The organism is Synechococcus sp. C9 (genome assembly GCF_022984075.1).
Lineage (GTDB): Bacteria > Cyanobacteriota > Cyanobacteriia > Gloeomargaritales > Gloeomargaritaceae > Gloeomargarita.
The window spans coordinates 1,842,862-1,864,896 of sequence record NZ_JALAAD010000001.1 but is presented as its reverse complement, the minus strand read 5'-3'; the positions used below and the strand labels follow the sequence as shown (position 1 = coordinate 1,864,896).

The 22,035-nt window shown below is 55.8% G+C and carries 25 protein-coding genes; 13 read left to right on the top strand and 12 right to left on the bottom strand.

Annotation, left to right across the window (positions count from 1 at the left end; all coding sequences use genetic code 11):
• Window positions 1–2: 2 nt before the first annotated feature.
• The 5 genes from MLD66_RS09130 to MLD66_RS09110 all read right to left on the bottom strand — a co-directional run bounded on the left by MLD66_RS09130 (window position 3) and on the right by MLD66_RS09110 (window position 3,067).
• Window positions 3–569, bottom strand: a complete 567-nt coding sequence (locus MLD66_RS09130) for a DUF4126 domain-containing protein (RefSeq protein WP_247217152.1) — start codon at window positions 567–569, stop codon at window positions 3–5.
• A gap of 506 nt (window positions 570–1,075) precedes the next feature.
• Entirely contained in the window at window positions 1,076–1,966 is an 891-nt protein-coding gene (locus MLD66_RS09125; RefSeq protein WP_247217150.1) for an ABC transporter ATP-binding protein, read from the bottom strand.
• On the bottom strand, window positions 1,963–2,202 hold the full coding sequence (yidD, locus tag MLD66_RS09120; RefSeq protein ID WP_247217148.1) for a membrane protein insertion efficiency factor YidD: 240 nt from the start codon (window positions 2,200–2,202) through the stop codon (window positions 1,963–1,965). The genes MLD66_RS09125 and yidD overlap by 4 nt, the downstream gene beginning before the upstream one ends.
• On the bottom strand, window positions 2,199–2,489 hold the full coding sequence (locus tag MLD66_RS09115) for a hypothetical protein (protein ID WP_247217146.1): 291 nt from the start codon (window positions 2,487–2,489) through the stop codon (window positions 2,199–2,201). The genes yidD and MLD66_RS09115 overlap by 4 nt, the downstream gene beginning before the upstream one ends.
• 110 nt (window positions 2,490–2,599) lie before the next feature.
• The gene (locus MLD66_RS09110) at window positions 2,600–3,067 is read right to left on the bottom strand and encodes a hypothetical protein (protein WP_247217145.1); all 468 of its coding nucleotides are present in this window, start codon (window positions 3,065–3,067) and stop codon (window positions 2,600–2,602) included.
• 75 nt (window positions 3,068–3,142) lie between these two features.
• Here MLD66_RS09110 and MLD66_RS09105 point away from each other — a divergent pair, with 75 nt between their 5' ends.
• The 4 genes from MLD66_RS09105 (at window position 3,143) to MLD66_RS09090 (ending at window position 7,298) form a co-directional block, all read left to right on the top strand.
• Window positions 3,143–5,272: a polyribonucleotide nucleotidyltransferase gene (locus tag MLD66_RS09105; protein ID WP_247217144.1), complete on the top strand. Its 2,130-nt coding sequence runs from the start codon at window positions 3,143–3,145 to the stop codon at window positions 5,270–5,272.
• A 70-nt stretch (window positions 5,273–5,342) separates the two neighbouring features.
• Window positions 5,343–6,002 carry a TPM domain-containing protein gene (locus MLD66_RS09100; protein WP_247217143.1) on the top strand — a complete coding sequence of 220 codons (660 nt, stop codon included), beginning with the start codon at window positions 5,343–5,345 and terminating at the stop codon, window positions 6,000–6,002.
• Window positions 5,999–6,718 carry a 2-phosphosulfolactate phosphatase family protein gene (locus tag MLD66_RS09095; RefSeq protein WP_247217142.1) on the top strand — a complete coding sequence of 240 codons (720 nt, stop codon included), beginning with the start codon at window positions 5,999–6,001 and terminating at the stop codon, window positions 6,716–6,718. The genes MLD66_RS09100 and MLD66_RS09095 overlap by 4 nt, the downstream gene beginning before the upstream one ends.
• 70 nt (window positions 6,719–6,788) lie before the next feature.
• Window positions 6,789–7,298, top strand: a complete 510-nt coding sequence (locus MLD66_RS09090) for a pentapeptide repeat-containing protein (protein ID WP_247217141.1) — start codon at window positions 6,789–6,791, stop codon at window positions 7,296–7,298.
• 49 nt (window positions 7,299–7,347) lie between these two features.
• On the opposite strand, the gene MLD66_RS09085 is transcribed toward MLD66_RS09090, so the two are convergent.
• The 3 genes from MLD66_RS09085 to ftsY form a co-directional block, all read right to left on the bottom strand.
• Window positions 7,348–8,067: a DNA methyltransferase gene (locus MLD66_RS09085; protein WP_281438448.1), complete on the bottom strand. Its 720-nt coding sequence runs from the start codon at window positions 8,065–8,067 to the stop codon at window positions 7,348–7,350.
• Window positions 8,036–8,956 carry a DNA methyltransferase gene (locus tag MLD66_RS09080; RefSeq protein WP_281438447.1) on the bottom strand — a complete coding sequence of 307 codons (921 nt, stop codon included), beginning with the start codon at window positions 8,954–8,956 and terminating at the stop codon, window positions 8,036–8,038. The genes MLD66_RS09085 and MLD66_RS09080 overlap by 32 nt, the downstream gene beginning before the upstream one ends.
• Window positions 8,957–9,256: 300 nt before the next feature.
• Window positions 9,257–10,576, bottom strand: coding sequence for a signal recognition particle-docking protein FtsY (ftsY, locus tag MLD66_RS09075; protein ID WP_247217140.1), 1,320 nt, complete (start codon window positions 10,574–10,576; stop codon window positions 9,257–9,259).
• Between the two features lie 289 nt (window positions 10,577–10,865).
• Here ftsY and MLD66_RS09070 point away from each other — a divergent pair, with 289 nt between their 5' ends.
• The 6 genes from MLD66_RS09070 to MLD66_RS09045 all read left to right on the top strand — a co-directional run bounded on the left by MLD66_RS09070 (window position 10,866) and on the right by MLD66_RS09045 (window position 15,886).
• On the top strand, window positions 10,866–11,204 hold the full coding sequence (locus MLD66_RS09070) for a hypothetical protein (protein WP_247217139.1): 339 nt from the start codon (window positions 10,866–10,868) through the stop codon (window positions 11,202–11,204).
• Window positions 11,205–11,284: 80 nt separating this feature from the next.
• Window positions 11,285–12,490, top strand: coding sequence for an FAD-dependent monooxygenase (locus MLD66_RS09065; protein WP_247217138.1), 1,206 nt, complete (start codon window positions 11,285–11,287; stop codon window positions 12,488–12,490).
• Between the two features lie 133 nt (window positions 12,491–12,623).
• On the top strand, window positions 12,624–13,112 hold the full coding sequence (gene coaD / locus MLD66_RS09060; RefSeq protein WP_247217135.1) for a pantetheine-phosphate adenylyltransferase: 489 nt from the start codon (window positions 12,624–12,626) through the stop codon (window positions 13,110–13,112).
• On the top strand, window positions 13,087–13,686 hold the full coding sequence (locus MLD66_RS09055; protein ID WP_247217133.1) for a hypothetical protein: 600 nt from the start codon (window positions 13,087–13,089) through the stop codon (window positions 13,684–13,686). Before coaD ends, MLD66_RS09055 begins: the two co-directional genes overlap by 26 nt.
• A 56-nt stretch (window positions 13,687–13,742) precedes the next feature.
• A complete protein-coding gene (locus MLD66_RS09050; protein WP_247217130.1) occupies window positions 13,743–14,888 on the top strand; it encodes a hypothetical protein in 1,146 nt (381 codons plus the stop codon).
• Between the two features lie 2 nt (window positions 14,889–14,890).
• Window positions 14,891–15,886 (top strand): pentapeptide repeat-containing protein, encoded by a 996-nt coding sequence (locus MLD66_RS09045; protein ID WP_247217128.1) that lies wholly within the window; start codon window positions 14,891–14,893, stop codon window positions 15,884–15,886.
• Here MLD66_RS09045 and MLD66_RS09040 read toward each other — a convergent pair.
• The gene (locus MLD66_RS09040) at window positions 15,883–16,896 is read right to left on the bottom strand and encodes an agmatine deiminase family protein (RefSeq protein ID WP_247217126.1); all 1,014 of its coding nucleotides are present in this window, start codon (window positions 16,894–16,896) and stop codon (window positions 15,883–15,885) included. The two genes, MLD66_RS09045 and MLD66_RS09040, sit on opposite strands and share 4 nt — an antisense overlap.
• Window positions 16,897–16,976: 80 nt before the next feature.
• Between MLD66_RS09040 and upp the strand changes: the two genes are divergently transcribed.
• From upp to aroA, 3 genes are read left to right on the top strand one after another with little or no spacing between them, the layout of a single operon-like run.
• Entirely contained in the window at window positions 16,977–17,639 is a 663-nt protein-coding gene (gene upp / locus MLD66_RS09035; protein ID WP_247217124.1) for a uracil phosphoribosyltransferase, read from the top strand.
• A 47-nt stretch (window positions 17,640–17,686) separates the two neighbouring features.
• Window positions 17,687–17,962 (top strand): hypothetical protein, encoded by a 276-nt coding sequence (locus tag MLD66_RS09030; RefSeq protein WP_247217122.1) that lies wholly within the window; start codon window positions 17,687–17,689, stop codon window positions 17,960–17,962.
• Window positions 17,963–17,975: 13 nt separating this feature from the next.
• Window positions 17,976–19,319 (top strand): 3-phosphoshikimate 1-carboxyvinyltransferase, encoded by a 1,344-nt coding sequence (gene aroA, locus MLD66_RS09025; RefSeq protein WP_247217121.1) that lies wholly within the window; start codon window positions 17,976–17,978, stop codon window positions 19,317–19,319.
• Between the two features lie 73 nt (window positions 19,320–19,392).
• Here aroA and MLD66_RS09020 read toward each other — a convergent pair whose 3' ends face one another.
• From MLD66_RS09020 to crn3, 3 genes are read right to left on the bottom strand one after another with little or no spacing between them, the layout of a single operon-like run.
• Complete coding sequence (locus tag MLD66_RS09020) at window positions 19,393–19,980, bottom strand: HD domain-containing protein (RefSeq protein ID WP_247217120.1); 588 nt, start codon at window positions 19,978–19,980, stop codon at window positions 19,393–19,395.
• 10 nt (window positions 19,981–19,990) lie between these two features.
• Complete coding sequence (locus MLD66_RS09015) at window positions 19,991–20,929, bottom strand: NYN domain-containing protein (RefSeq protein WP_247217119.1); 939 nt, start codon at window positions 20,927–20,929, stop codon at window positions 19,991–19,993.
• Between the two features lie 43 nt (window positions 20,930–20,972).
• Window positions 20,973–21,896 carry a CRISPR-associated ring nuclease Crn3/Csx3 gene (gene crn3, locus MLD66_RS09010; RefSeq protein ID WP_247217118.1) on the bottom strand — a complete coding sequence of 308 codons (924 nt, stop codon included), beginning with the start codon at window positions 21,894–21,896 and terminating at the stop codon, window positions 20,973–20,975.
• Window positions 21,897–22,035 lie beyond the last annotated feature (139 nt).

The following is a 22,035-nucleotide window of genomic DNA, read 5'->3' as shown; positions in this document are numbered from 1 at the left end:
CCCTAATCCGGAGCCTGTGCCCGCCGGTGGCGTTGAAACTGCCGTTGCCAATCCTTCGACATCCGCAGAGCCAACCAGAGCAGGAGCAGGGCAATCAACCCCCCCTGTTGCGGGGCTTGCAGGGCAAATACGGCTAACAAACCACACAGGCTATCCTGCACCAAAATCACCCAGGCGGGGAACCGTCCCCATCGGTAAAACCACCCCACCTGCACCAACTGCAACAGTAGCGCCAGCGCACCTCCCATCAGTCCCATCACATCCCACAGACCCGTAGGAATCCCCACCACCTGCGCCGTCATCACCCCCAATATCCAGCCCACAAACGGGCTAAACAACACCTGCAAAGGTTGCATCAACCGCATCCCCCAGGGCTGTATCGTCACTAACAGTTCCCAGACCGTCCAAGCACTGAGGATGCCCAGGGTCACCTGCGGAGAAAATTGCCCCAAAATCGGCACTTGTTCCCACCCATCTTCCCGCCGTAAAATTAAGACCAACAACAGGGGCATTGCTAAACGAAATCCACCCGCCGCCGCCGCCGCCAACACGGCTAATACCGGTATCATGTCTGCTGAAATTAACCTGGTTATTCTAGGATAGCTAATTTACTAAAGGGCACCTCTATTTGTTTGCACCCATTGGCGGTTACCTAGCTAAAATGCCCATGCTATCGAAAACCAACAACGGGAGCTACGCCCCTGCGACCCATTCTTAGAAGTGCCCTAAAGTTACTAAATTGAACAATGTGAATAAGTCATCCTCCAGAATTGGGAAATAGCTGTACGGCAATCTAAGATGATTGATGGAAAAAACCAGATTCCTAAGAACCAAGCACGGGGCGATACCCTGCGACCCCTATTCTCCTGGGACAATCTGAGATGATTGATGGAAAGAACCAAATTCCTAAGAACCAAGCACGGGGCGATGCCCTGCGACCCCTATTCTCCTAGGACAATCTGAGATGATTGGTAGAAAGAACCAGATTCCTAAGAAGCAAGCACGGGGCGATACCCTGCGACCCCTGTTCCATTCTTATTTAGGATTGCTATATATCTACCCTGCGCTCCCATCCCTAATCCAATTGATGGCCAGTCAATTCCACAAACACATCCTCCAGGTTGGAGGGGCGAACCAGCAGTCCGGTTTTGTCTTCAAAAGTCGCTAAGTAGGCATTGGCGGCGGCCAAATCCGGGAAAAATTTATGTTCCCAACGGTCGCCCAACTGTTTCACCACCAACCCTTCCCCCAACTGCCGCCGTAATTCCGGCACGCTCCCCTGAGCAATTAATTTTCCCCCGTCAATGATGCCCACCCGCTGGCAGAGATATTCCACTTCTTCCATGTAATGGCTGGTCAAAACGATGGTCATGCCCTCCTGGTTCAATTGGCGAATGATGGCCCACAACTTCCGGCGGGTTTGGGGGTCGAGTCCCACCGTCGGTTCATCTAGGAATAAAATTTGCGGCTGGTGCAAGAGGGCACGGGCAATTTGCAGTCGCCGTTTCATGCCGCCGGAGAGGATTTTGGCTGGATCATCCCGCCGCTCGGTCAATTCCACATAGTCCAGCCAATAATTAATCCGTCGCCGCCGTTCCGCCAGGGGAATATGGTGCAGACGACCGTGAAATTCCATGTTTTCCCACACGGTCAAATCCCCGTCCACGCTCACCTGTTGGAGCACCACGCCAATCCGACGGCGTACCTCCAAGGGCTGTTTGACCACATTGCACCCGGCGACCCAAATATCCCCTTCGCTGGGGCGGGTGAGGGTGGTGACCATGCGAATGGTAGTGGATTTGCCTGCCCCGTTGGGCCCCAGCAACCCAAAGACTTCCCCCCGCTCAATCGCCAGGGTTAAATCTTGCACTACGGGTTTGCGGTTGTAAACCTTGTAAACCCCCTGCAAACAAACGGCGGTGGCGCAGGTTTGGCAGTTGAGGTGGGGATGGGGACTGGGGTTCATCCTGGCTCCTTGCCTTCAGACAGGGTGGCCGGTACGGGGTCATATCCCCCAGGGCTAAACGGATGACATCGCCCCAGACGCATTAAAGCGAGCTTGCCCCCCGCCACCACACCAAACCGTTCGATAGCCGTGTAGGCATAGCAGGAACAGGTGGGATAAAAGCGACAACTGGGGGGCTTGAGGGGAGAAATCCACCGTTGGTAGCCCCGGATTGCCCCCAAACACAAGGATTTCATGGGGTCGGGCGTGGCGGTTTTCTAACAGGGGCGGTGGGACGGGGGCGGGGCGATTCCGAGGGCCAGGGTTGGGCCGAAAGCAGTTCCCGCCGTAACCAGACGGAGCGATACAGGTCTTGGGGGTAAAATTTCTGGCGCAGGCAGAGAACCATGTGCCGGGAGGTTTCTTCCGTATCCAGGATGACCCAGGGGCCTTCGTGGGACCAATGGTCATCTTTGAGGTAAACCGTACTGCCCTGGGCAAATTCTGGTGGGGCAGGGGGGGCGGACGGGGTGGAAAAGGTCATGGCTTTTCCGGCTCCAAAACGATGACAGTAGCAGATACTGACCTATCCATATATCATACTCTGGCGATGCCTGGGTTTGGGGTTGCATAAGGGCAATCAACCCCACCCGGTTAATTGCGCCATTCTTTTACCTTGGACAGGGCGGGTTGGGTGGGATTGTTGAGCTGGAGACGAAATTGGGTGAGGCGCACGTTGCGACCATTGCCGTCGGCTACGGTGATTAAAAAGGAAGTTTCCGGCTGTTCCTGTTGGATCTCTCGGATAAATTGATGTTGCAGGGTTGGCACCGCCAGGGGTTGCCCTTGGGTGTAATTGGGTTGGCTTAAACACAACAGGGCTGAGCCATCCAGATAGCGAGCCAGGGAAAACCAATAGCGTTTGCTACCCGCTGACAGGTTGCGCCGGAAGTCCACCCGCCAAGCGTCCTGGGGGCTGTTGACCCGTTGGCACCGGCGATTGAGATAAACGGTTGTCCCCCCCACCGGGGGCATCCAGGCGATTAACGCCAGCGTTGTCCAAACAGCCCAACTCCAGGCGTTTACCCCCACCCCTGACCAAACCTGACGGATCAGCGACATTTGCCCTCCCGGGGTGATGGAGTCCCCCGCTCATCCAATGTTAGGATAACGATTGATTAAAAAAGAGAGCAAACAATGCAAAAGTCAATCACGTTTGACGGACGGGAAATCCGTCTGCGCCTGGGAGAGTTGGCCCCGCAGGCGGGTGGTTCAGTGCTGGTCGAGTGCGGGGATACGGCGGTATTGGTGACCGCTACCCAAGGCACGGCGCGGGAGGGGGTGGATTTCCTGCCCCTGATGGTGGAATACGAGGAACGGTTGTACGCCGCTGGACGGATTCCGGGGGGGTTTTTGCGCCGGGAAGGCCGTCCCCCCGAAAAGGTGATTTTGACCAGCCGCTTGATTGACCGTCCCCTGCGTCCCCTGATCCCGGATTGGTTGCGGGAGGATATGCAGGTGGTGGCGACGACCCTATCCCTGGATGAGGAGGTGCCCCCGGATATTTTGGCGGCTTTGGGGGCTTCCTTGGCGGTGGCGACGGCGGGGATTCCCTTCCTGGGACCGATGGCGGCGGTGCGGGTGGGACTCCTGGGGGATGAATTTATCATCAATCCCACCTATGCGGAAGTGGAGGCGGGGGAATTGGACCTGGTGGTGGCCGGGTCGCCCCAGGGGGTGATCATGGTGGAATGCCGGGCGAATCAATTGCCGGAAGCGGACATGATCGAGGCGATTGATTTTGGGCATGAGGCGATCCAGGAGTTGATCCGGGCGCAACAGGAACTTTTGGCGGAACTGGGGGTGACCTTGACCGTGCCTCCCCCCCCGGAACCCCCGGCGGATTTGGTGCGCTTGCTGGAGGAAACGGCGGCAGAGGGGATTCAGGCGGTTTTGGATCAGACGATTGCCGATAAGCAACTGCGGAATCAAGCCCTAGAAGCGGTGAAAGCCCAGGTGACGGCGGCGTTGGAAGCTTTGCCGGAGGAAGACCCCCGGCGGGTGGCGGGTACCCCCAAAACCGTGGAGGCTTTGTTCAAATCCCTGACCAAGAAACTCATGCGCCGCCATGTGCTGGAGAAAGGCATCCGGGTGGACGGTCGGAAGGTGGATGAGGTGCGCCCGATTCACTGTGAGGTAGGGGTATTGCCCCGGCGGGTGCATGGGTCGGCGGTCTTCCAACGGGGTTCGACCCAGGTGCTTTCGGCGGTGACGTTGGGGACGCCGGGGGATGCCCAGGATTTGGCGGATGACCTGCACCCGGAGGACGAAAAACGCTACCTGCACCATTACAATTTTCCGCCCTATTCCGTGGGGGAAGCCAAACCGATGCGGGCACCGTCGCGCCGGGAGATTGGGCATGGGGCTTTGGCGGAGCGGGCGTTACTGCCGGTCTTGCCCAGCAAAACCGAGTTTCCCTACGTCCTGCGGGTGGTGTCGGAAGTTTTATCTTCGAATGGTTCCACCTCGATGGGTTCCGTGTGTGGTTCCACCCTGGCGTTGATGGATGCGGGGGTGCCCCTCCTGCGCCCGGTGAGTGGGGTGGCGATGGGCTTGATCAAAGAGGGGGACCAGGTGCAGGTGCTGACGGACATTCAGGACATCGAGGACTTCCTGGGGGATATGGACTTCAAGGTGGCGGGCACGGATGCGGGGATTACCGCCCTGCAAATGGATATGAAAATCACCGGTCTGGATGTGCCGACCCTGGGGAAGGCGATCAAGCAGGCCCGGGCGGGCAGGTTGTTTATCCTGGAAAAAATGCTGGCCACCCTGGCGGCACCCCGTTCCCAACTGTCCCCCTATGCCCCACGCCTGTTGACCCTTAAGATTGACCAGGAGTTGATCGGGGCGGTGATTGGCCCCGGCGGCAAAACCATCCGGGGGATTACGGAGGAAACCGGTGCCAAGATCGACATCGAGGATGACGGTACGGTGACCATCAGTGCCGCTGATGAGGAACGGGCGCAAAAAGCCTACCGGTTGATTGACGGCATGACCCGGCGTTTGAACGAAGGGGAGGTCTATACGGGACGGGTGACCCGGATTATTCCCATCGGTGCCTTTGTGGAAATCCTGCCGGGGAAAGAGGGGATGATCCACATTTCCCAGTTGGCGGAACACCGGGTCGGCAAGGTGGAGGACGTGGTTTCCGTGGGGGATGAGGTGATCGTACGGGTACGGGAGATTGACAGCCGGGGTCGGATCAACCTGACCCGTTTGGGGATTCACCCGGATGAGGCCGCCACCGCCCGCCAGGGAACCTAACCCGCAGGATGACCCCCCAGACTTTATACTTTGTCATAGGGATTCTCAGTTAAAGTTTGGGGGAGGAGCAATGCGCTGGCTATGGGGGTTGGGTTTAGCCCTGATGTTACTGGTTGGCAACATGGGAGCCGCCTGGGCAACGGCGGTGAGTGAATTGCCCGCCACCCCGCCCCAATGGGTATTAGACCAGGGGGAGGTCTTCAGCCCCAGCACGGTCAACCAGGTGAATCGCACCCTGACCCAACTCAACCAGGATACAGGGGTGCAGGTGCGGTTGGTCAGCCTGCGGCGATTGGATTACGGGGAGACGGCTACCAGTTTTGGGGAAAAGCTGTTTCAACGTTGGTTTCCCGACGGGGGTGCCAAACAGGTATTAATCACGCTGGTTGCCCGCACGGCCACCGCCGACTTGCAAGCCGGTGCGGAGGTGGTACCCCTACTTCCCCCGGCCACCGCCCTAAGTATCACTGAAGAAACCCTGCTCCGACCCGTGCGCCAGAACATTTACAACCAAGCCCTGGTGGACACGGTGCAACGGTTGAGCTTGATTTTGCGTGGCGAACCCGACCCCGGGCCGCCCCCGGAGGTGGTGGAACCCACGGCAGGGAATTTTGCCACCATCGAGGAAACCCGTAAACAGAAGGATTTTTCCACAGCCGTGGTGATTGTTTTACTGATTTTGGCGACCGTGATTCCTATGGTCACCTATTACTGGTACGTCCTGCGATGAAACTCTGGGTGTACCATACCCCGGAGCAGGTGCCCACCGGGGAATTGCCCGACTGTGCGGTGGTGGTGGATGTCCTGCGGGCGACGACCACGATGGCGGTGGCCTTGGCGGCGGGGGCAACGGCGGTGCAGGTGTTTGCGGATTTGGAGGAACTGCTTCAGGTGAGTGAGGCTTGGCCAGAGGCGCAACGCTTGCGGGTGGGGGAACGGGGCGGCAAGGTGGTGAACGGCTTTGACCTGGGCAATTCTCCCCTGGATTGCACCCCGGAACGGGTGAAAGGGCGGCGGTTATTCATGAGTACCACCAATGGCACCCGGGCCTTGACTCGGGTTCAGTCTGCCCCCCAAGTACTCACCTGCGCCCTGGTGAACCGCCAAGCGGTGGTAGCCCGTTTGCACCAACACCAACCGGAGCGGGTCTGGGTGGTGGCTTCCGGGTGGGAAGGGGCATTTTCCCTGGAGGACACGGTGTGCGCTGGTGCCCTGCTGGCGGGGTTGGGCAGTCAGGTTTCGACCGGCAATGACGAGGCGGTGAGTGCCCTCGCCTTGTACCAACAATGGCAAAATGATTTACTCCCATTACTCCAACGAGCCAGCCACGGTCAGCGGCTATTGGGGTTAGGGCAGGGGGCGGATTTAGAGTTCTGTGCCCAGATGGATACTTTGACCACCGTACCCCGCCAAAGTGAACCGGGCATTCTGACCGCTGAGGCGTGATGTAAATCACTGGGAGCCTGCGGATGTTATACTTTTTGGGTAATTTCGCCTTGGGTTGCTGACCTCATCCATGCCTGCGCCCCGACACCTGACCCGAGAAGAGTTACTGGCACGCTATGCGGAAGGGGAGCGGGATTTCAGTGGTGCTTACCTGGGGGATGTGGATTTAAGCAACTGTATTCTCAGCCGGATTATCCTGGTGGATGCCTACCTGGAGCGGGCGAACCTGACCGGTACCAATTTTTTGGGGGCGAATTTTCAGGGGGCGACCCTCAACTTGGCACGGATGTACAACTGTAACCTGAGCGGGGCGAATATGATTGACACCCAACTCCGGGGGGCTGACCTGCGGCGTGCCTACCTGCGGGGGGCGAATCTCACCCGTGCCCACCTGAGTGAATGCGACCTGAGCAGTGCCAATCTGGGGGATGCGGTGCTGAAACTGGCTCGCCTGCGGGATGCCAATCTGACGGAAGTGCGCTGGCGGGGGGCGGATTTGACCGAGGCTGACCTGCGGGGTGCCAAATTGACCGGGGTGGATTTGAAACAAGTTTTATTGGATGGGGCATTACTGCCCTAGGGTGGGAGCTAAAAAATTAGGGGTCATCAGGGGATTACCTCATTTAATTTCATTCTAAATCCAGTTCTTTTTGAGTGCCAATCTCAGTAATTTGTTCCGCAGATTTGAGGACTTCTAGCATCAGGGTAATATTAAATCGTTTTTGTTCTTCGATAATTTCTTGCACGGTAACGATTTGAATTTTATCCACGGGTTGATTCATGTATTGACTTTGATAAATGCCCGCTTCTTTAGCTTCTTTGAGCATATCTTTGGTGGGAGGCTTGAGGGTGATAAAAATGCCAATGACCGCCCCTTCTCGTTCCATCGTTCCCCGTAAATCTCGAATATCACCGGATTTGACGTTCCCGGATTTTACTTGAAAAATCACCTTTTCTTGTTTATCACGATCAGAACTAAAATAAGCAATCCCATCAATGCCCTGGTCTTTACCCTTGCGTTGTTGAATCACGGCTCGATTGTTGGAATAGGTTAAAACTGCCCATTTTTCAAATTCTTTACGGGTACGGTCGTCTTTTTTATTCGCTAGTGCGATGGCAGAGTCCATATCTCTAGGAATGCCAGCAATGTTAATCGTATCTAATACGCCCTTGCCAAAGGTATCTTCGAGGCGTTTGAGGATCAAACTAATACTCTGATAGGTAATATCTATGCCAATCCATTGCCGGTTCAATTTTTGCGCTACGGCAACAGTGGTGCCACAACCACAATAACAGTCTAAAACAATATCTCCCTCGTTAGAACTTGTTTTTACTATTTTTTCTAACAATGCTTCGGGTTTTTGAGTAGGATAACCTAATCTTTCCTTTGCTGATGGGGCAATATAGTCGTTTCACAAGAAAATGCAACACTTTGAAGCACTGGTAATCACTGTATCCCCTTCTAGGAAAGGGTTTGCAGGTAAAGGCGAATGTCGCAAACTTGTTTGAAATTACTATAAATGGAATTTGCCAAACATCATTATCTCTAACTCCTTTTTCATCTAATGTTCCATTACTAACCAAATAAGGTTCTTCACCTTTTTTAAATCTGTGTAAAACACCTTGCTTTTTTCTGTCTTTTGAACCTTCTGTATAGTTTATGTACTGAACATTAAAAGTATAATTTTTACTTTTCGTATAGTAAAAAATAACGTCGTGCAGTTCTTGAAATTTTTTAGCTTTTCCTGTCCACCTTCTGTAATGCCAAATAATTTCGTTACGAAAGTCGCCACCTTGCGGACAAAAAATTGCGTCTAAAATCAATTTCAAGTAATGGCTTGCCGTTGGGTCGCAATGCAAATAAAAACTCCCCGTTGGTTTCAACACCCGATGAATTTCCACAATTCGCAGAGACATACTGATCAAATATGCCAATAACGAACCCCGCCCCAACACGTTCACCAACCCACTGATTAACGCAATGAGTTGCGCTGTAAATCGCCCTTGAGTATTCTCTTGAATTTCCCCTAACCCTTGATTGGCATGGTCATCCCATGTCCAAGTATCAATAAATGCTTGGGCTTGTGCCTGGTCTTCTTTGCCCTGATTCAAGTAAATTTGATTGTAATTGCGCTTAGAATTAAACGGCGGATCAATATAACATAAGTCCACCGTTTCATCCCGGATATGACGGCGGAGAACTTCTAAATTATCCCCATAAAATAATTGATTTGGCATCTATCTTTAACCAACAACATCAGCCAACCATTGTTCCAAGTCTCCCAAGGATGTCAAGGATGTCATATCCAAAATATAGCAATCCTCAACCATGACGCAACAGGAATTCTCCAGAACCATACACCGCAGGTGCTTCTTTTACGGGGGCGGTGCCCCTGCGACCCGTGTTCTAAACTTAGTTAGGATTGCTATATAGCCTTATTACTCACAGGAATCGTCCCATTTACGTCCCAATGGTCACGGGCGATGGCGGATTAATTTTTGCGCCCACTGTGGCTTAAATTTAGACCAAACCCACCCCTAAATTCCCATCAACGCTTCCACAAATTCATAGCTCGAAAACGGGCGTAAATCCATCATCCCTTCCCCGGCACCAATGAAGCGAATGGGTAAACCCAATTCCTGGGTAATGGCGAGGGCAATCCCCCCCCGGGCGGTACCATCGAGTTTGGTTAAAATTACCCCGGTTAATTGCGCCGCCTCGGTAAAGACTTGGGCTTGGCGCAGACCATTTTGTCCCAGGGTGGCATCTAAAACTAAAAGAGATTCTACTTTGGCGTTGGTCGCTTTTTTATCAATAATGCGGCGGACTTTTTGCAATTCGGCCATCAAATTCTGCTTATTTTGTAACCGTCCTGCCGTATCCACCAAAAGTAATTCTACCCCCCGGGCTTGCGCCGCACTGATCGCATCAAACACCACAGCGGCGGGGTCGGCATTGGGGCTGGGATTGCTGATGACCTCTACCCCGGCTCGTTCTCCCCAAATCTTGACCTGCTCCACGGCGGCGGCTCGGAAGGTATCGGCGGCGGCAATCAGGCACTTGTACCCGGATTTGGTCGCCAGGTGGGCCAACTTGCCAATGGTAGTGGTTTTGCCTACCCCATTCACCCCGGTGATCAGCCAGAGGTTCAACTGCCCCGGCAGTGGCGTTAAATTGCGGGGATGCCCCTGCTGGTAGGGACGTTCCAACACCTGCCGCAGTAACCCCCCCATCAGTTTCAGGGCGACCTCGGGGGGCAATGCCTCTTGGCGAATTTGGGCTTGGATTTGCTGAATCACCCAGTCCGTGACCGTCACCCCCACATCCGCTTGCAACAGCAGGGTTTCCAGTTCCGTCACCGCCCGTTCGTCTAGGGGGCCTTGTCCGACAATGGCTTTGAGTTGGTTGAGCAGATTGCGGCGGGTTTTGGCTAAGCCCTGGCGCAGTTTTTGGAGCCAGTTGATTTCCTCAAGGGTGACTTCCTCCGGTTTCCGGCCTTGGGCGGCTAAAATTTCCGCCGACCACAAAAACCCCTCATCCAATTCGACGGCGGGGGGGACTGGGGCGGGCTGGGGGGGTGCCTCCTCTGGAGCGGGGGCTGGGGGTGCCAGGGATTCTTTCAAGGCCGCCAACCGACTCTGACGCAAAGCGGCGGCACGGGCTAAAAACGAAGTGGGCGCTGGGGATTCAGCCTCCTCCGGGGGGGGTGGGGCTTCGGCTGGGGGTGCTGGTGCGGGTTCGCTCTGCTGTTGTTGCCGGATATGCTCATAGGCTCGCTTTGCCCAGGCCACATAATCCGCTGGGGCATCGGCGGTGGGTGCGGTAGCAATACCCCGTTCAAACCAGTTCAAGCTCATGGGGCAATCGGGTTCCCGGTGTGACCAGATTTTAGCATACCCACCCACTTCTCCCCTGGTGTCCAACACGGGTGAACATGAGGAATGATGAATGGGGAATCAGGGGTTGCAGGCATTCCCGACGGGCTGGGTTCTCGCAAATATCGCAAATATTGGTTCACCAATTGGGTGGGATGGGATATAAGGTGTCCATAACGTATCCATATAAAGGTTAAATGATTCCGTGATTCTGAGGGAATTTTGGGGATGAGTGCCTAGGATAAATTCAAGCCTAATATGAGGGTTTGCCATGCAAGGGCACCTAGAAGCGCAACTGGAACAACTCAGCCAAAAAGTTGAAGCCTTGGAGGGACTCATCGAACGGTTCCGCTTAGAACTGTTAAATTCCCTGGACTTGGCACACCATCCGGCGCCGTCCGCCCCGCAGACCAATTATCTAGGGGGAATGTCTGAGCATCGGGATATTTTGGTCGAGTCCCTACCCCAACAAAACTACGCCCAAGACGGGCAGGATTTGCCCCCGGAAATGCAGATTCAGCGGTTGATGGCCCAGTTGACGGCGGCCTACAGCCGGATCGCTACCCTGGAGGAACAACTGGTGGCCTGCCGCATTCACAGCAGTCGCTAGGGCAATCATTCTCCGCATTTCCTGCTGATTCTGTCATAATTATTTATATTAAGAAACTTCGTTAATATCCGGTCAGCACTATGACGGGGCTAGATCACACTCATAAAAATTGGGATTACGATGTACTGATTGTGGGTGGTTCCCTGGTCGGGCTGACCCTGGCGGCTTGGTTGGGGCAAAATGGCTTGCGGGTTTTGGTCATTGAGGCACAAGGGGGGATGGCGGGGGCCCCGGCTCGTGTTTATGCCCTGATGCCCCTAACGCAGATGATCTGGGAAAGTGTGGGGCTGTGGTCACGGCTGGTTCCCTGGGTGCAGTCCTACAACCGGATTGATTTATCGGATCAGGGTCGTCATGCGGTTGTCTTTACGCCAGCGGATTTGGGCAGGAAGCACGCTCTGGGGTATGTGGCGGAGCATGGTACGGTCTGGCCGGTGGTGCGGGAGTTCGTGACCCACATTCCCACCGTTACTTATTGGGATGCCACCCAGTTGGTTGATTTTCATTCGGCGCCGACAGAGGTTACAGTCCGTATGCAACGGGCGGATCAGTCCCTGTCCGTGACCGTGGGCTTGATCGTGGGGGCGGATGGGGCGGCTTCCCAGGTGCGACAACAGGCGGGGATCGGCACGTGGGGCTGGCGGTATGGGCAATCCTGTCTGACGACGGTGATCCAGGCGAACGCTGACCCGGTGGCCTACGAGCGATTTTGGCCGTCTGGACCCCTGGCATTTTTGCCTTTGCCCCAGGGGCGGTGGGGGATAGTCTGGACGTTGCCCCATGCCCAGGCGGCGGGTTTGGTGGCGGTTCCGGTAGCGGAATTTTTGGCGCAGTTGGTTCCCTATGGGCCGTTTGAGCAGATGGTCTTGGCGGGGGAACGGCGGTGCTTCCCGGTGGGTTGGCGGCAGGCGAGCCGTTATGTCAAACCCCGGTTGGCCCTGGTGGGGGATGCGGCGCATGGGTGTCATCCGGTGGGAGGGCAGGGGTTGAATTTGGGTCTGCGGGATGCGGCGACCCTGGGGGAGGTTTTGGTTTTGGCGCACCAACGGGGTGAAGATATTGGTCAGTTAAAAGTCCTGCATCAGTATGAACGCTGGCGATGGCCGCAGGTGCTCCTTTCCCTGATGTTTATTGATAGTTTGAACCGGGTGTTTTCCCAGGGCTGGTGGCCGTTGGTGTCCATCCGGGCGGCAGGGTTGCGACTGATGCAGAGGGTGGGGGGGCTTCGCCGTCTCTCCTTGCACTTTATGGCCGGTTTATGGGGCAGACTGCCGGATAATTTGTAGGCGGATGTGGTTCCCTGCCATTGCCTACCTAATCCCCACCTATCCCAGGGGGAGGGCAGGATTTTTTTAGAAAATTGTACTGGTATTGCCGGGGGTAAGATGTTATGCTAAGCGCAGTATTTTTGTAGGATTTGTGGTCGTTGCGGTCTATCCGGGCAGTTTTGACCCGATTACCCTTGGTCATCTCGACATCATTGAGCGGGGTAGTCGCCTGTTTGCCCAGGTGATTGTGGCGGTCTTGGCCAATCCCAGCAAGGTGCCCCTGTTTTCCGTGGCACAGCGGGTGCAACAGATTCGGCAGGCGACGGCGCATTTGGCGAATGTGAAGGTGGACAGTTTCGATGGGTTGACCGTGGCCTATGCCCAACGCTGTCAGGCGCAGGTGATCCTCCGAGGTCTGCGGGTGTTGTCGGATTTTGAGTATGAACTACAAATGGCCCACACCAACCGCAGTTTGGCTCCCCAGATTGAAACCGTGTTCCTCACCACCACCACCGAGTACAGTTTTTTAAGTAGCAGTTTGGTCAAGGAAATTGCCCGCTTCGGCGGCCATGTTGACCATTTGGTTCCCCCATCCCTCGTTGCGGAGATACACGATGCTTTCCCCGTCCCCCGTGAATGATGTGACCCAACTAGCGATTTTGCACCTGCGTCAGGAATTGGACCGCCTGGAGGAAATCCTGGTGGCAGATAGCCCCCGGGTGCCCCTGAGTGGCCGGGTGTTGGTGAATGAGCAAATGATTTTCGCCCAATTGGACCACCTGCGGCACCAGTTACCGGCGATGGTGTTGGAGGCGGAACAGGTACTGCAACGGCGGGAGGAGATTTTGCGCCACGCCCAGACCCAAGCCCAGCAGATCGTCTTGAGTGCGGAACAGCAGGCCGCCCGCATCCTTGACCAGCATCTTTTGACCCAACAGGCGCAACAGGAAGCCCAGCGATTGCGGGGACAGGTCCAGCAGGAATGCGCCGCCCTCCGGCAAAATACGGTGGCGGAACTGCACCATTTACGCCAGCAAACCGAGGCGGAACTCGCCCAACTGCGCCAACAAACGGAGGCGGAGCGGCAACGGTTGATCCAGGGGGCGGAAACCTACGCCAACCAAGTACTTACCCTTTTGGAGCAGGTATTGGGGGAAAACCTGCAACGGGTACAGCAGGGACGGCAGAAATTACAACAACGCCATTCCCAATAAAAGCAGTCATTGGCTCCAGCCCCGGTGTAGATTAGGGATGGTTAGGAAATTCACCCATGACTCTTGCCGAGGCGCCAACCATTGCCAGTGTCAGTGCCCAACTGGAGCAGAGTCCGCATTACCTGCGGATCAAAAAACTGTTGATTTTTACCTGTACCGGCACTTGGGAAACCAATCCTGACCGTTTGGCGGCGATTGACCTGCGGGATTTGGTCGCCCAGACCTTGGAGGTGCGTCCCACCATGCGGGAATTGCGCCCCACTTTGGAAAATCTGGTACGCAGTTTGAATAAACCCGTGGAATACCTGCCGGTGGCGGAAACGATTTTGCGTTCGATTGCCGCCCTTTACCCGGATGAGGACCCGACCGAGTGGTTTCGCACCCAAACCCCCCGCCCCCAGACCTCGGTTTTGCCGCCCCAGGAGTGGTTTGATTTGCGGCTGGAACTGGTGAATCGCACCAACCCCCTGCGGATCAAAATCCTCATCGCCCGGGCCCTGCGTCAAGGGGACGTGACCCCCACTGCACCTTGGTTGACGGTCAAGGGGCTGGAACTGGAACGCCTGCTCCCGGATTTACTCCTGGCCTGTCCCGACTATGGGGAACTCTGTCAACGCCTGGAAACCATCGCCCCGCAGTTGGAGGAACCGGAGGAGTACCAACAGGTGGTGGGCACGTTGTTGGAAGTGCTAAAACCGGTGTACCAACGGTTGCACAAACTCCAAACCCTCTCGGATGCGGAGGTGCCCAACTGGTCGCCCCCGGCTGGGGAAGCGGTCGAGGCGGTGGTCGTCGTTGGCCCGGAGCCGGAAGTGGTGGCTGTGGAACCAATGGGAACTGTACCCGAGCCGGAGTCCCCCCCCATCGAGCCGGTAGTGGCAGACATTGCAGACATTCCCGATATTCCCGAACCAGCCATGCCAGAACCGGGGGTGGCCCGGGTGAGCGACCTATTTCAGCGGGAATTGCAGGAACTTTCGATTGAGGCGGAACTGCGGCGGTTGGTCTCCACGGCGGTGCATCAGGTGATTGGGGATATGGAACAGGTGTTTCGGAATTTAGAAGCGGATTTGGAAACCGCCACCCGCCATTTGCCCCCCGCCACCCGCTACCGTTACCTGAAGCAATTTGTCACCCAGGTGCAGGACATGGCCGACCGGTTTGCCCAAATTCTCCAGCGTTTAGAAGAGCGAGGGCAGTAGGGATGGATGCGGCGGAACTCCTGCAAAGCTACAGCGAGGGGAAAAATGATTTTTCCGGGGAGGACCTGCGGGGGATTCGCCTCAACCAGGCGGATTTGATCAATATCAACCTGTCCCGGTGTGACCTGCACGGGGCGGAACTGGTCTTTGCCTACCTGAGCCGGGTGAATTTACAGGGAGCCAAACTGAATAACGCCAACCTCAGCGGTGCCTATCTCGCCCAAGCCAACCTGGCAGGCACGGACCTGAATACGGCCCAACTCCACGGCAGTGTCCTTTACCGGGCCAACCTCTCCCGCACCAACGGCATTTTTGCCAATTTCCTGGATGCCAGCCTGGTGGAAGCCGACCTGCGGGGTGCCAATCTCTCCAGTGCGAACCTGCGGGGTGCCTGTTTGCGCCAGGCCAATTTAAGTTCCCCACGCAAAGGGGGCGACCGGGTGAACCTGCGGCGGGCGGATTTACAAGGGGCGGATTTGCAGGGGGCGGATTTGCAAGGGGCCGACCTCGCCTGGGCAGACCTGCGCCGGGCCAACCTCAAGGGGGCGAAATTACTGCACAGCAACCTGGCCAATGCCAACCTGAGCAACGCCATTTTGCATGAGGCCAACCTCAACGATGCGGACTTGAGCGAAGCCATTTTGAACCGTGCCCAACTCCACCAGGCGCAAATGGTGCGGGCGGTGCTGATGGAAGCGGATTTGACCGATGCCCGGCTCACCCAAGCCAACCTCACCGAAGCGAAAGCCAGTAAAGCTGTCTTCCTGCGGTGCCAGATGCACGAGGCGAAACTTACCCGGGCGGACTTGAGCTTGGCAGTCCTGCGGCAGGCGCAATTGGTACAGGCTGTCTTCCACGAAGCCTACCTCACCAAGGCCGACCTGCGGGATGCGGATTTAAGCCAAGCCAATCTGCTCAAGGCCGACATCGGCGGTGCCAATCTCACGGGTGCCAACCTCAGGGGTGCCACCATGCCCGATGGCCGGGTCATGAACTAAACCGCCGGTACCGGTTGGGTCAGGCAGTGCAAGCCCCCTAGCCCCTCGATAATGCCCCGGCTGTCAATCCCCACCACCCGCCGTTCGGGAAATAATTTTTGCAGAATTGCCCGAGCCACCTCATCCTGGGGGTCATGAAACATCGGTAATAGCACCACCCGATTGCCGATGTAAAAATTGGCGTAACTGGCGGGGAGCCGTTGCCCCTGGTGGATGACCGGCTGGGGCATGGGCAGGGGAATCAGGGTTAAGTGCCATGCCGGTGCTAGGGATTGCAACCGTTCCCAATTCGCCCGCAGGGAGGGGTAATTCGGGTCATCCGGGTTCGTCTCCAGGGCCACCACCAGGGTATCGGGAGCGACAAACCGGGTGGTCACATCCACATGGCCGTCCGTGTCATCCCCTTGAATCTCGGCATTTAACCAAATCACCCGCTCTGCTCCGAAATAATCCCGGAAATAGCCCTCCCAATCTTGAGTCGTCAAACCGGGATTGCGCCGGGGATGGAGCAGGCAATCGTGGGAAGCCAATAACATCCCCGCCCCATTGGATTCAATCGCCCCGCCCTCCAACACCGGCGTTAACGAAACACAGGGAACCTGTAGAATCTCCGCCATCGCCCGTCCCACCCGTTGATCCCACCCCCAAGGCGGGTATTTTTCCCCCCAGGCGTTGTACTGCCAATGGGTCGCCACCAATGCCCAGCCCTGCGCCGTTTGTTCCTGGATGAAAATTGCCCCGTGATCCCGACACCAGGCATCGTTAGTGGGGACAATATGCAGTATAATGTTATCACTTTCTCCCACCTGTGCCCGCACCTGTTCGGCGTGTTGGGCATCCAGGACGTTAATATGTACCGTTTCATCACCACTGAGATACTTGACTGCTTCAGCCAGTGCCGCTGTGGCTGAGGTTAACCGTTGCGGCCAGGTGTCCCGGTTGTGGGGCCAGGAGAACCAGGTGGCCTGATGGGGTTCCCATTCCGCCGGTAAGCGTCGCTGGCGATTCACCCGGTCTGCGCTCCTAATGGCTTGCGAATTGATTGTACCGCCTGGGGGATAATGTTTTTAGCCCTGTATTTCCTACCCCTGTGACCCTGCGAGCGACGGTTTATGTGCCCCCCCATCCCCTGATTCAGCACTGGTTGGGGGTAGTGCGGGATCGCCATACCCCGGGGGCGTTGTTCCGTCCAGCCCTGAGTGAGTTGGGGCGTTGGTTGACCTACGAGGCGGTGCGGCGGGATTGGTTGCCCCTGACGGCGACGACGGTGGAAACCCCCTTGGCAACGGCGGTGGCTACATTTATTGACCCAACGGTGCCGGTGGTGTTGGTGCCGATTTTGCGGGCGGGGTTGACCCTGTTGGAGGGGAGCCAAAATCTTTTACCCCTGGCACGGGTGTATCACTTTGGGGTGGTGCGGGATGAAACAACCTTAGAACCGACGGTTTACCTAAATAAATTGCCCGCCCAACTCGACCCCCAGACCCGGGTGCTGGTGCTTGACCCCATGTTGGCAACCGGGGGCACGGTGATGTCCGCCCTGGAAGCCCTGGTGGCACGGGGGGCACAACCGGCGCATATTCGGGTGGTAGCGGTGATTGCGGCGCCGCCTGCCCTGCAAAAAATCACCAGCCAGTACCCGCAGGTGCAGATTTACACCGCCGGGATTGACGAAACCCTCAATGAAATGGGGTTTATTGTACCGGGGCTGGGGGATGCGGGGGATCGGAGTTTTGGTACCGAGGGCGGATAAAGCCATGCAAGCCATGTAAACTGGTATTAGTGATGGGAGGCGATGGCATGGAACCCCGTGGCGATGGATTTAGCAAAGGGTTGGTGGTGGGCACCCTCCTGGGCGGGGTGATTGGCGGTGTCTTGGGGGTGATCATTGCCAATCGCATGAGTGGCGAATCCCGTCCCAAGGGGGTCAAGTCCGGGGTGGGCACGGCGAACCTGCGGCAAAACCTGGAGGAAAAAATTAGCCAACTCAACGAAACCATTGAGCAAGTACGGGATCAACTGGCACAGGCGAGCGAACCCGAACCCGCCCCGGCATCGGTTGCCGAACCCTCCTGAGGGGAACCCGCCCATGCCTGCCCCGATCCAACTCACCCCGCAGTGGGTACAGATTAACCCCTCCTCTGACCTGACCTTGCGGGGAACCGTGGCGGTGCCGGGGGATAAATCCATTTCCCACCGGGCGTTGATGCTGGGCTGTTTGGCGCAGGGAACCACCACCATTACCGGCATCTTACCCAGTGCGGACCCCCAGAGTACGGCGCAGTGTTTGCGGGATTTGGGGCATGAGATTTCCCCCCTGACGGCTGACCCGGTGCTGGTACAACCAGGGGAGTGGCGGGAACCGTTGCAGGTATTGGATTGCGGCAATTCGGGCACCACCATGCGCCTGCTGTTGGGACTCCTGGCGGGGCGGGCGGGGCAATTTTTTTGTCTGACTGGGGATGATTCCCTGCGGGGTCGCCCCATGCAACGGGTGGTCACGCCCTTGCGTCAGATGGGGGCAGAGATTTGGGGACGTCAAGGGGGCACCCGGGCACCTTTAGCCGTACAGGGTCAGGTGCTAAAACCCATTGCCTACGACAGTCCCATCGCTTCGGCGCAGGTGAAATCAGCCATTCTCCTGGCGGGTTTGGGCTGTGATGGCATCACCCAGGTGCGGGAACCGGCACCCTCCCGGGATCACACGGAGCGGATGTTGCGTGCCTTCGGGGCGGACATCACCTGGGAACATGGCACGGTAACCTTACAAGGGGGAGCCGTCCTGCGGGGGCAGTCGGTGGTTGTACCGGGGGATATGAGTTCGGCGGCGTTTTGGCTGGTGGCGGGAGCCATTACACCGGGGGCGGATATTCTACTCACCAATGTGGGGGTCAATCCCAGTCGCACCGGCATTTTAGAAGTCCTCGAGGCGATGGGTGCCCAGATCACCTGTCACAATCAACGTATGGTGGCGGGGGAACCCCTGGCGGATATACGGGTGCAGTACAGTGCCCTGGAAGGCGTAGCGGTGGGCGGAGCGTTGATCCCCCGTTTGATCGATGAAATTCCCATTCTGACGGTGGCGGCGGCTTTTGCCCAGGGAAAAACCGTGATCCGGGATGCCGCTGAACTGCGGGTGAAAGAGAGCGACCGGCTAACGGCGATGGCGACCCAACTCACCCGGCTGGGGGTCATGGTGGAGGAACACCCGGATGGTTTGACGATTCACGGCGGTTCCCAGTCTTTAATGGGTACGGAATTGCAGACCTATGATGACCATCGGATTGCGATGGCGTTGGCAATTGCCGCACTCCGTGCCCAGGGAGCCTCCCGCCTTGCCCCTGCGGGTTGTGTCCAGATTTCCTATCCCCAATTCTGGGAAACCCTCCAGCAGTTGTGCCAAAATAACCCCACTCCATCAGATGCAGTATAAATTATTTCGGAGTAACCAAATTACAGCGTGTTTCATATCTATCTATGTGATAGTGTTAGTTACACTCCTAACATCATTCAGGCAAAGCATCGGTTAACTGGTTCACAACTTTTTGCAAATCGGTTGCCAGTTGGGACGGGCGGCGGCGGTTGAATAGTTCTGCCAAATTTTGGTAATACCATAGTGTGCCCGTTTTGCCAGCCGTAAATCGTGACCAAAGGGTTTCTCCCAAGTTTTGATAATCCCGCCAAATACATTGGGCATTGTGCAATTTATCCGCATTCGATACGAGCAAAACCGCATCATCCATCGCTTCTAAATGTTGAAGATAAGCCTTTTTTCTTCCCCACCAATCCTCTTTTTCCCCCTCACTATTGGTATCCGTGCAATTCCTTACAATTTCTAATACCTGTGTGCCAAATTGATTGGCAATTTCCTGTTCAATTATACAGCGAGAACGACCGCTATATTGGGGAGCATCCTCTAAACTATCGTGCAAAAGAGCGGCAATCGCCTGGTCTTCATTCGCCCCATGCTCTAGGGCAATCGCACTCACAGCCATCAAATGACTGATGTAGGGAATGGAAGTGCCTTTTCGCACCTGATTTTGATGCAATTCATGGGCATAAACCAAGGCTTGGGAAAAACGAGAACTGAGCATGATGACCACCTCATGAATGAGCGTATTTGCGGGTTTGTTTTGCCGGTAACGGAATGACTTTGCCAGCAGTTGGGCAACATTTGGCTAAATCCCGGAAGGGGAATTTTTGCTGTAACTCTTGATTGGTATTTTTCCCAAAAGCCGCCACCGTAATTTGTACCCCTTGCCGGTGTAAATGATCCAAAGCAGGCACAAAGTCCCCATCCCCACTCATCAGAATCACATGGGCAAAGGTATTGATTAGCAAATCCACAATTATTTGCCCATCCAAATTGGCTTTGGTAGCGCCGTTGGCAAATTGCGTGACTTCTTTTAGATGCAGTTGCACCCCCATTTGTTCTAAATCCCGATGCAAGCGCCGTTGTTGTAAATTATTCCGGTCATAACCGCTGTAAAAGTGAATGGCACTGGCGGGGGTATTCTTAGGTAATAAACGGGGAAGCAGTTGAGCGTAGTCCAAATCCACTCCCATTTGGCGGGCACTGGCGTGGAGATTTGCCCCATCAATAAATACGCCCACACCCTGCCGAGGAATCATCCCCTGCGCCAGCATATCCACTTGAGCGTGTAATTGCATCATTTGGTTGTTTAACTGTTGCACTTGGGGCGTTGTTGTCACTTCCATTTGGTGCAATCGTTGCTGAATCAAATGAATTTGCTGAATAATCGGGACAGTATTCTGCCGAATTGCCGCAGAGCTATGACCATTGGTAGTTAAATCATTCACTTGGATTTGTAACCCGTGAATTTGGTCAGCCAATTGGGTCATTAAATGCTGATTGGTTCCCAATTCTTGAGCAATCTTTTGGTCAACAATATGGTGAATTTGTTGCCATTGCCGCCGCTGGAAAAGAACTGCTACCGGCAACAGCCCAAACACCACTTGTCTTGTCCACAGGGTCAGCAACAGCGCACCACCCCACCATCCCACTTTTGCGACCGCATTCATAGTTCCTCCTCAATAAAACGATTACCACAATCCCTTTATACCTCTAATTGGAAATATACCCTTCTAATTTCATGGGCAGAGCCAGATTGCGGATCACGTTGAACAGGAGCGATGGCACCGTATCGAGGGGCATTCCCAACTCGATTTCCACATAGGGAAGTTCCTGGCGCACCCGTTGACCTTTGCCCAGGTAGGTATGGACAATGCCCAGCAGTTGTAAATTGCCCCGTTCCGCACAAAATTCATGCCAAATGGGGATGGCTTGGGGTTCACAGCTAACGATGAGATAGTGGGTGCAGGCTTCCAGAATCGGTTGTTTGGCTGGGTCAACCTTACCCCCCACATCCACAATTACCAGTTGTTTTTGCCGCCGTAAATTGAGAATCGCTTGGGCTTGAACTGGGAAAAACTCCCGTGTTTCGGTTCCCCGATACTGTTGTTTGAGGGCTTGCCCCTGCTGTGGGTCGGGGATTTCCAGGAACCAATTGCCCTCCCCATCCCAGTGCGCCCGTTGCAGGTACACTTCGGGGCAGGTGGGCAGTAGGGCTTGAAACAGGGCATGACTCAGGAGACTTTTGCCGCTGTTCGGGGGACCCACGACCATCACCGCCGCCGCCAGCCGAGTCCGTTGCCCTTGGGATTGGAGCCACAGCACCTCCCCCAGCCGCACTTCCGGGTGATGGGTACTCACAACCACTGCCCCCAGGCGTGGGTCATAACAGGCGACCCAACGGGTGTGATGGCAGGCATGAACCAGCCAACCGTACAGCCAAATCGGGGCACGTCCCGTGAGAATCACGCCCCGCCGGGGTTCCAACTCAGACGGCAGGCGCAACTCCAACAAATCCTGCGGAAACATCAGCCGATCTGGTCGCAACAATTCAATTTCCACCACCTGACACGCCAAACCCGTTTGGGTCACATCCGGGCGCCAATGCAAACAGACCGTAGGCGAGGACATCATCATTACCAAATGTGTAATCTAGAGGGAATCATAAAGTTTTCTGGAAGGATATGGTTCTAACCCTTTGTACTCTGGTTATGATGATAGAACTGAAAAGGCAGGTAAACCATGTCTCATACTGTAATGATTTCCCCCTGCGGCA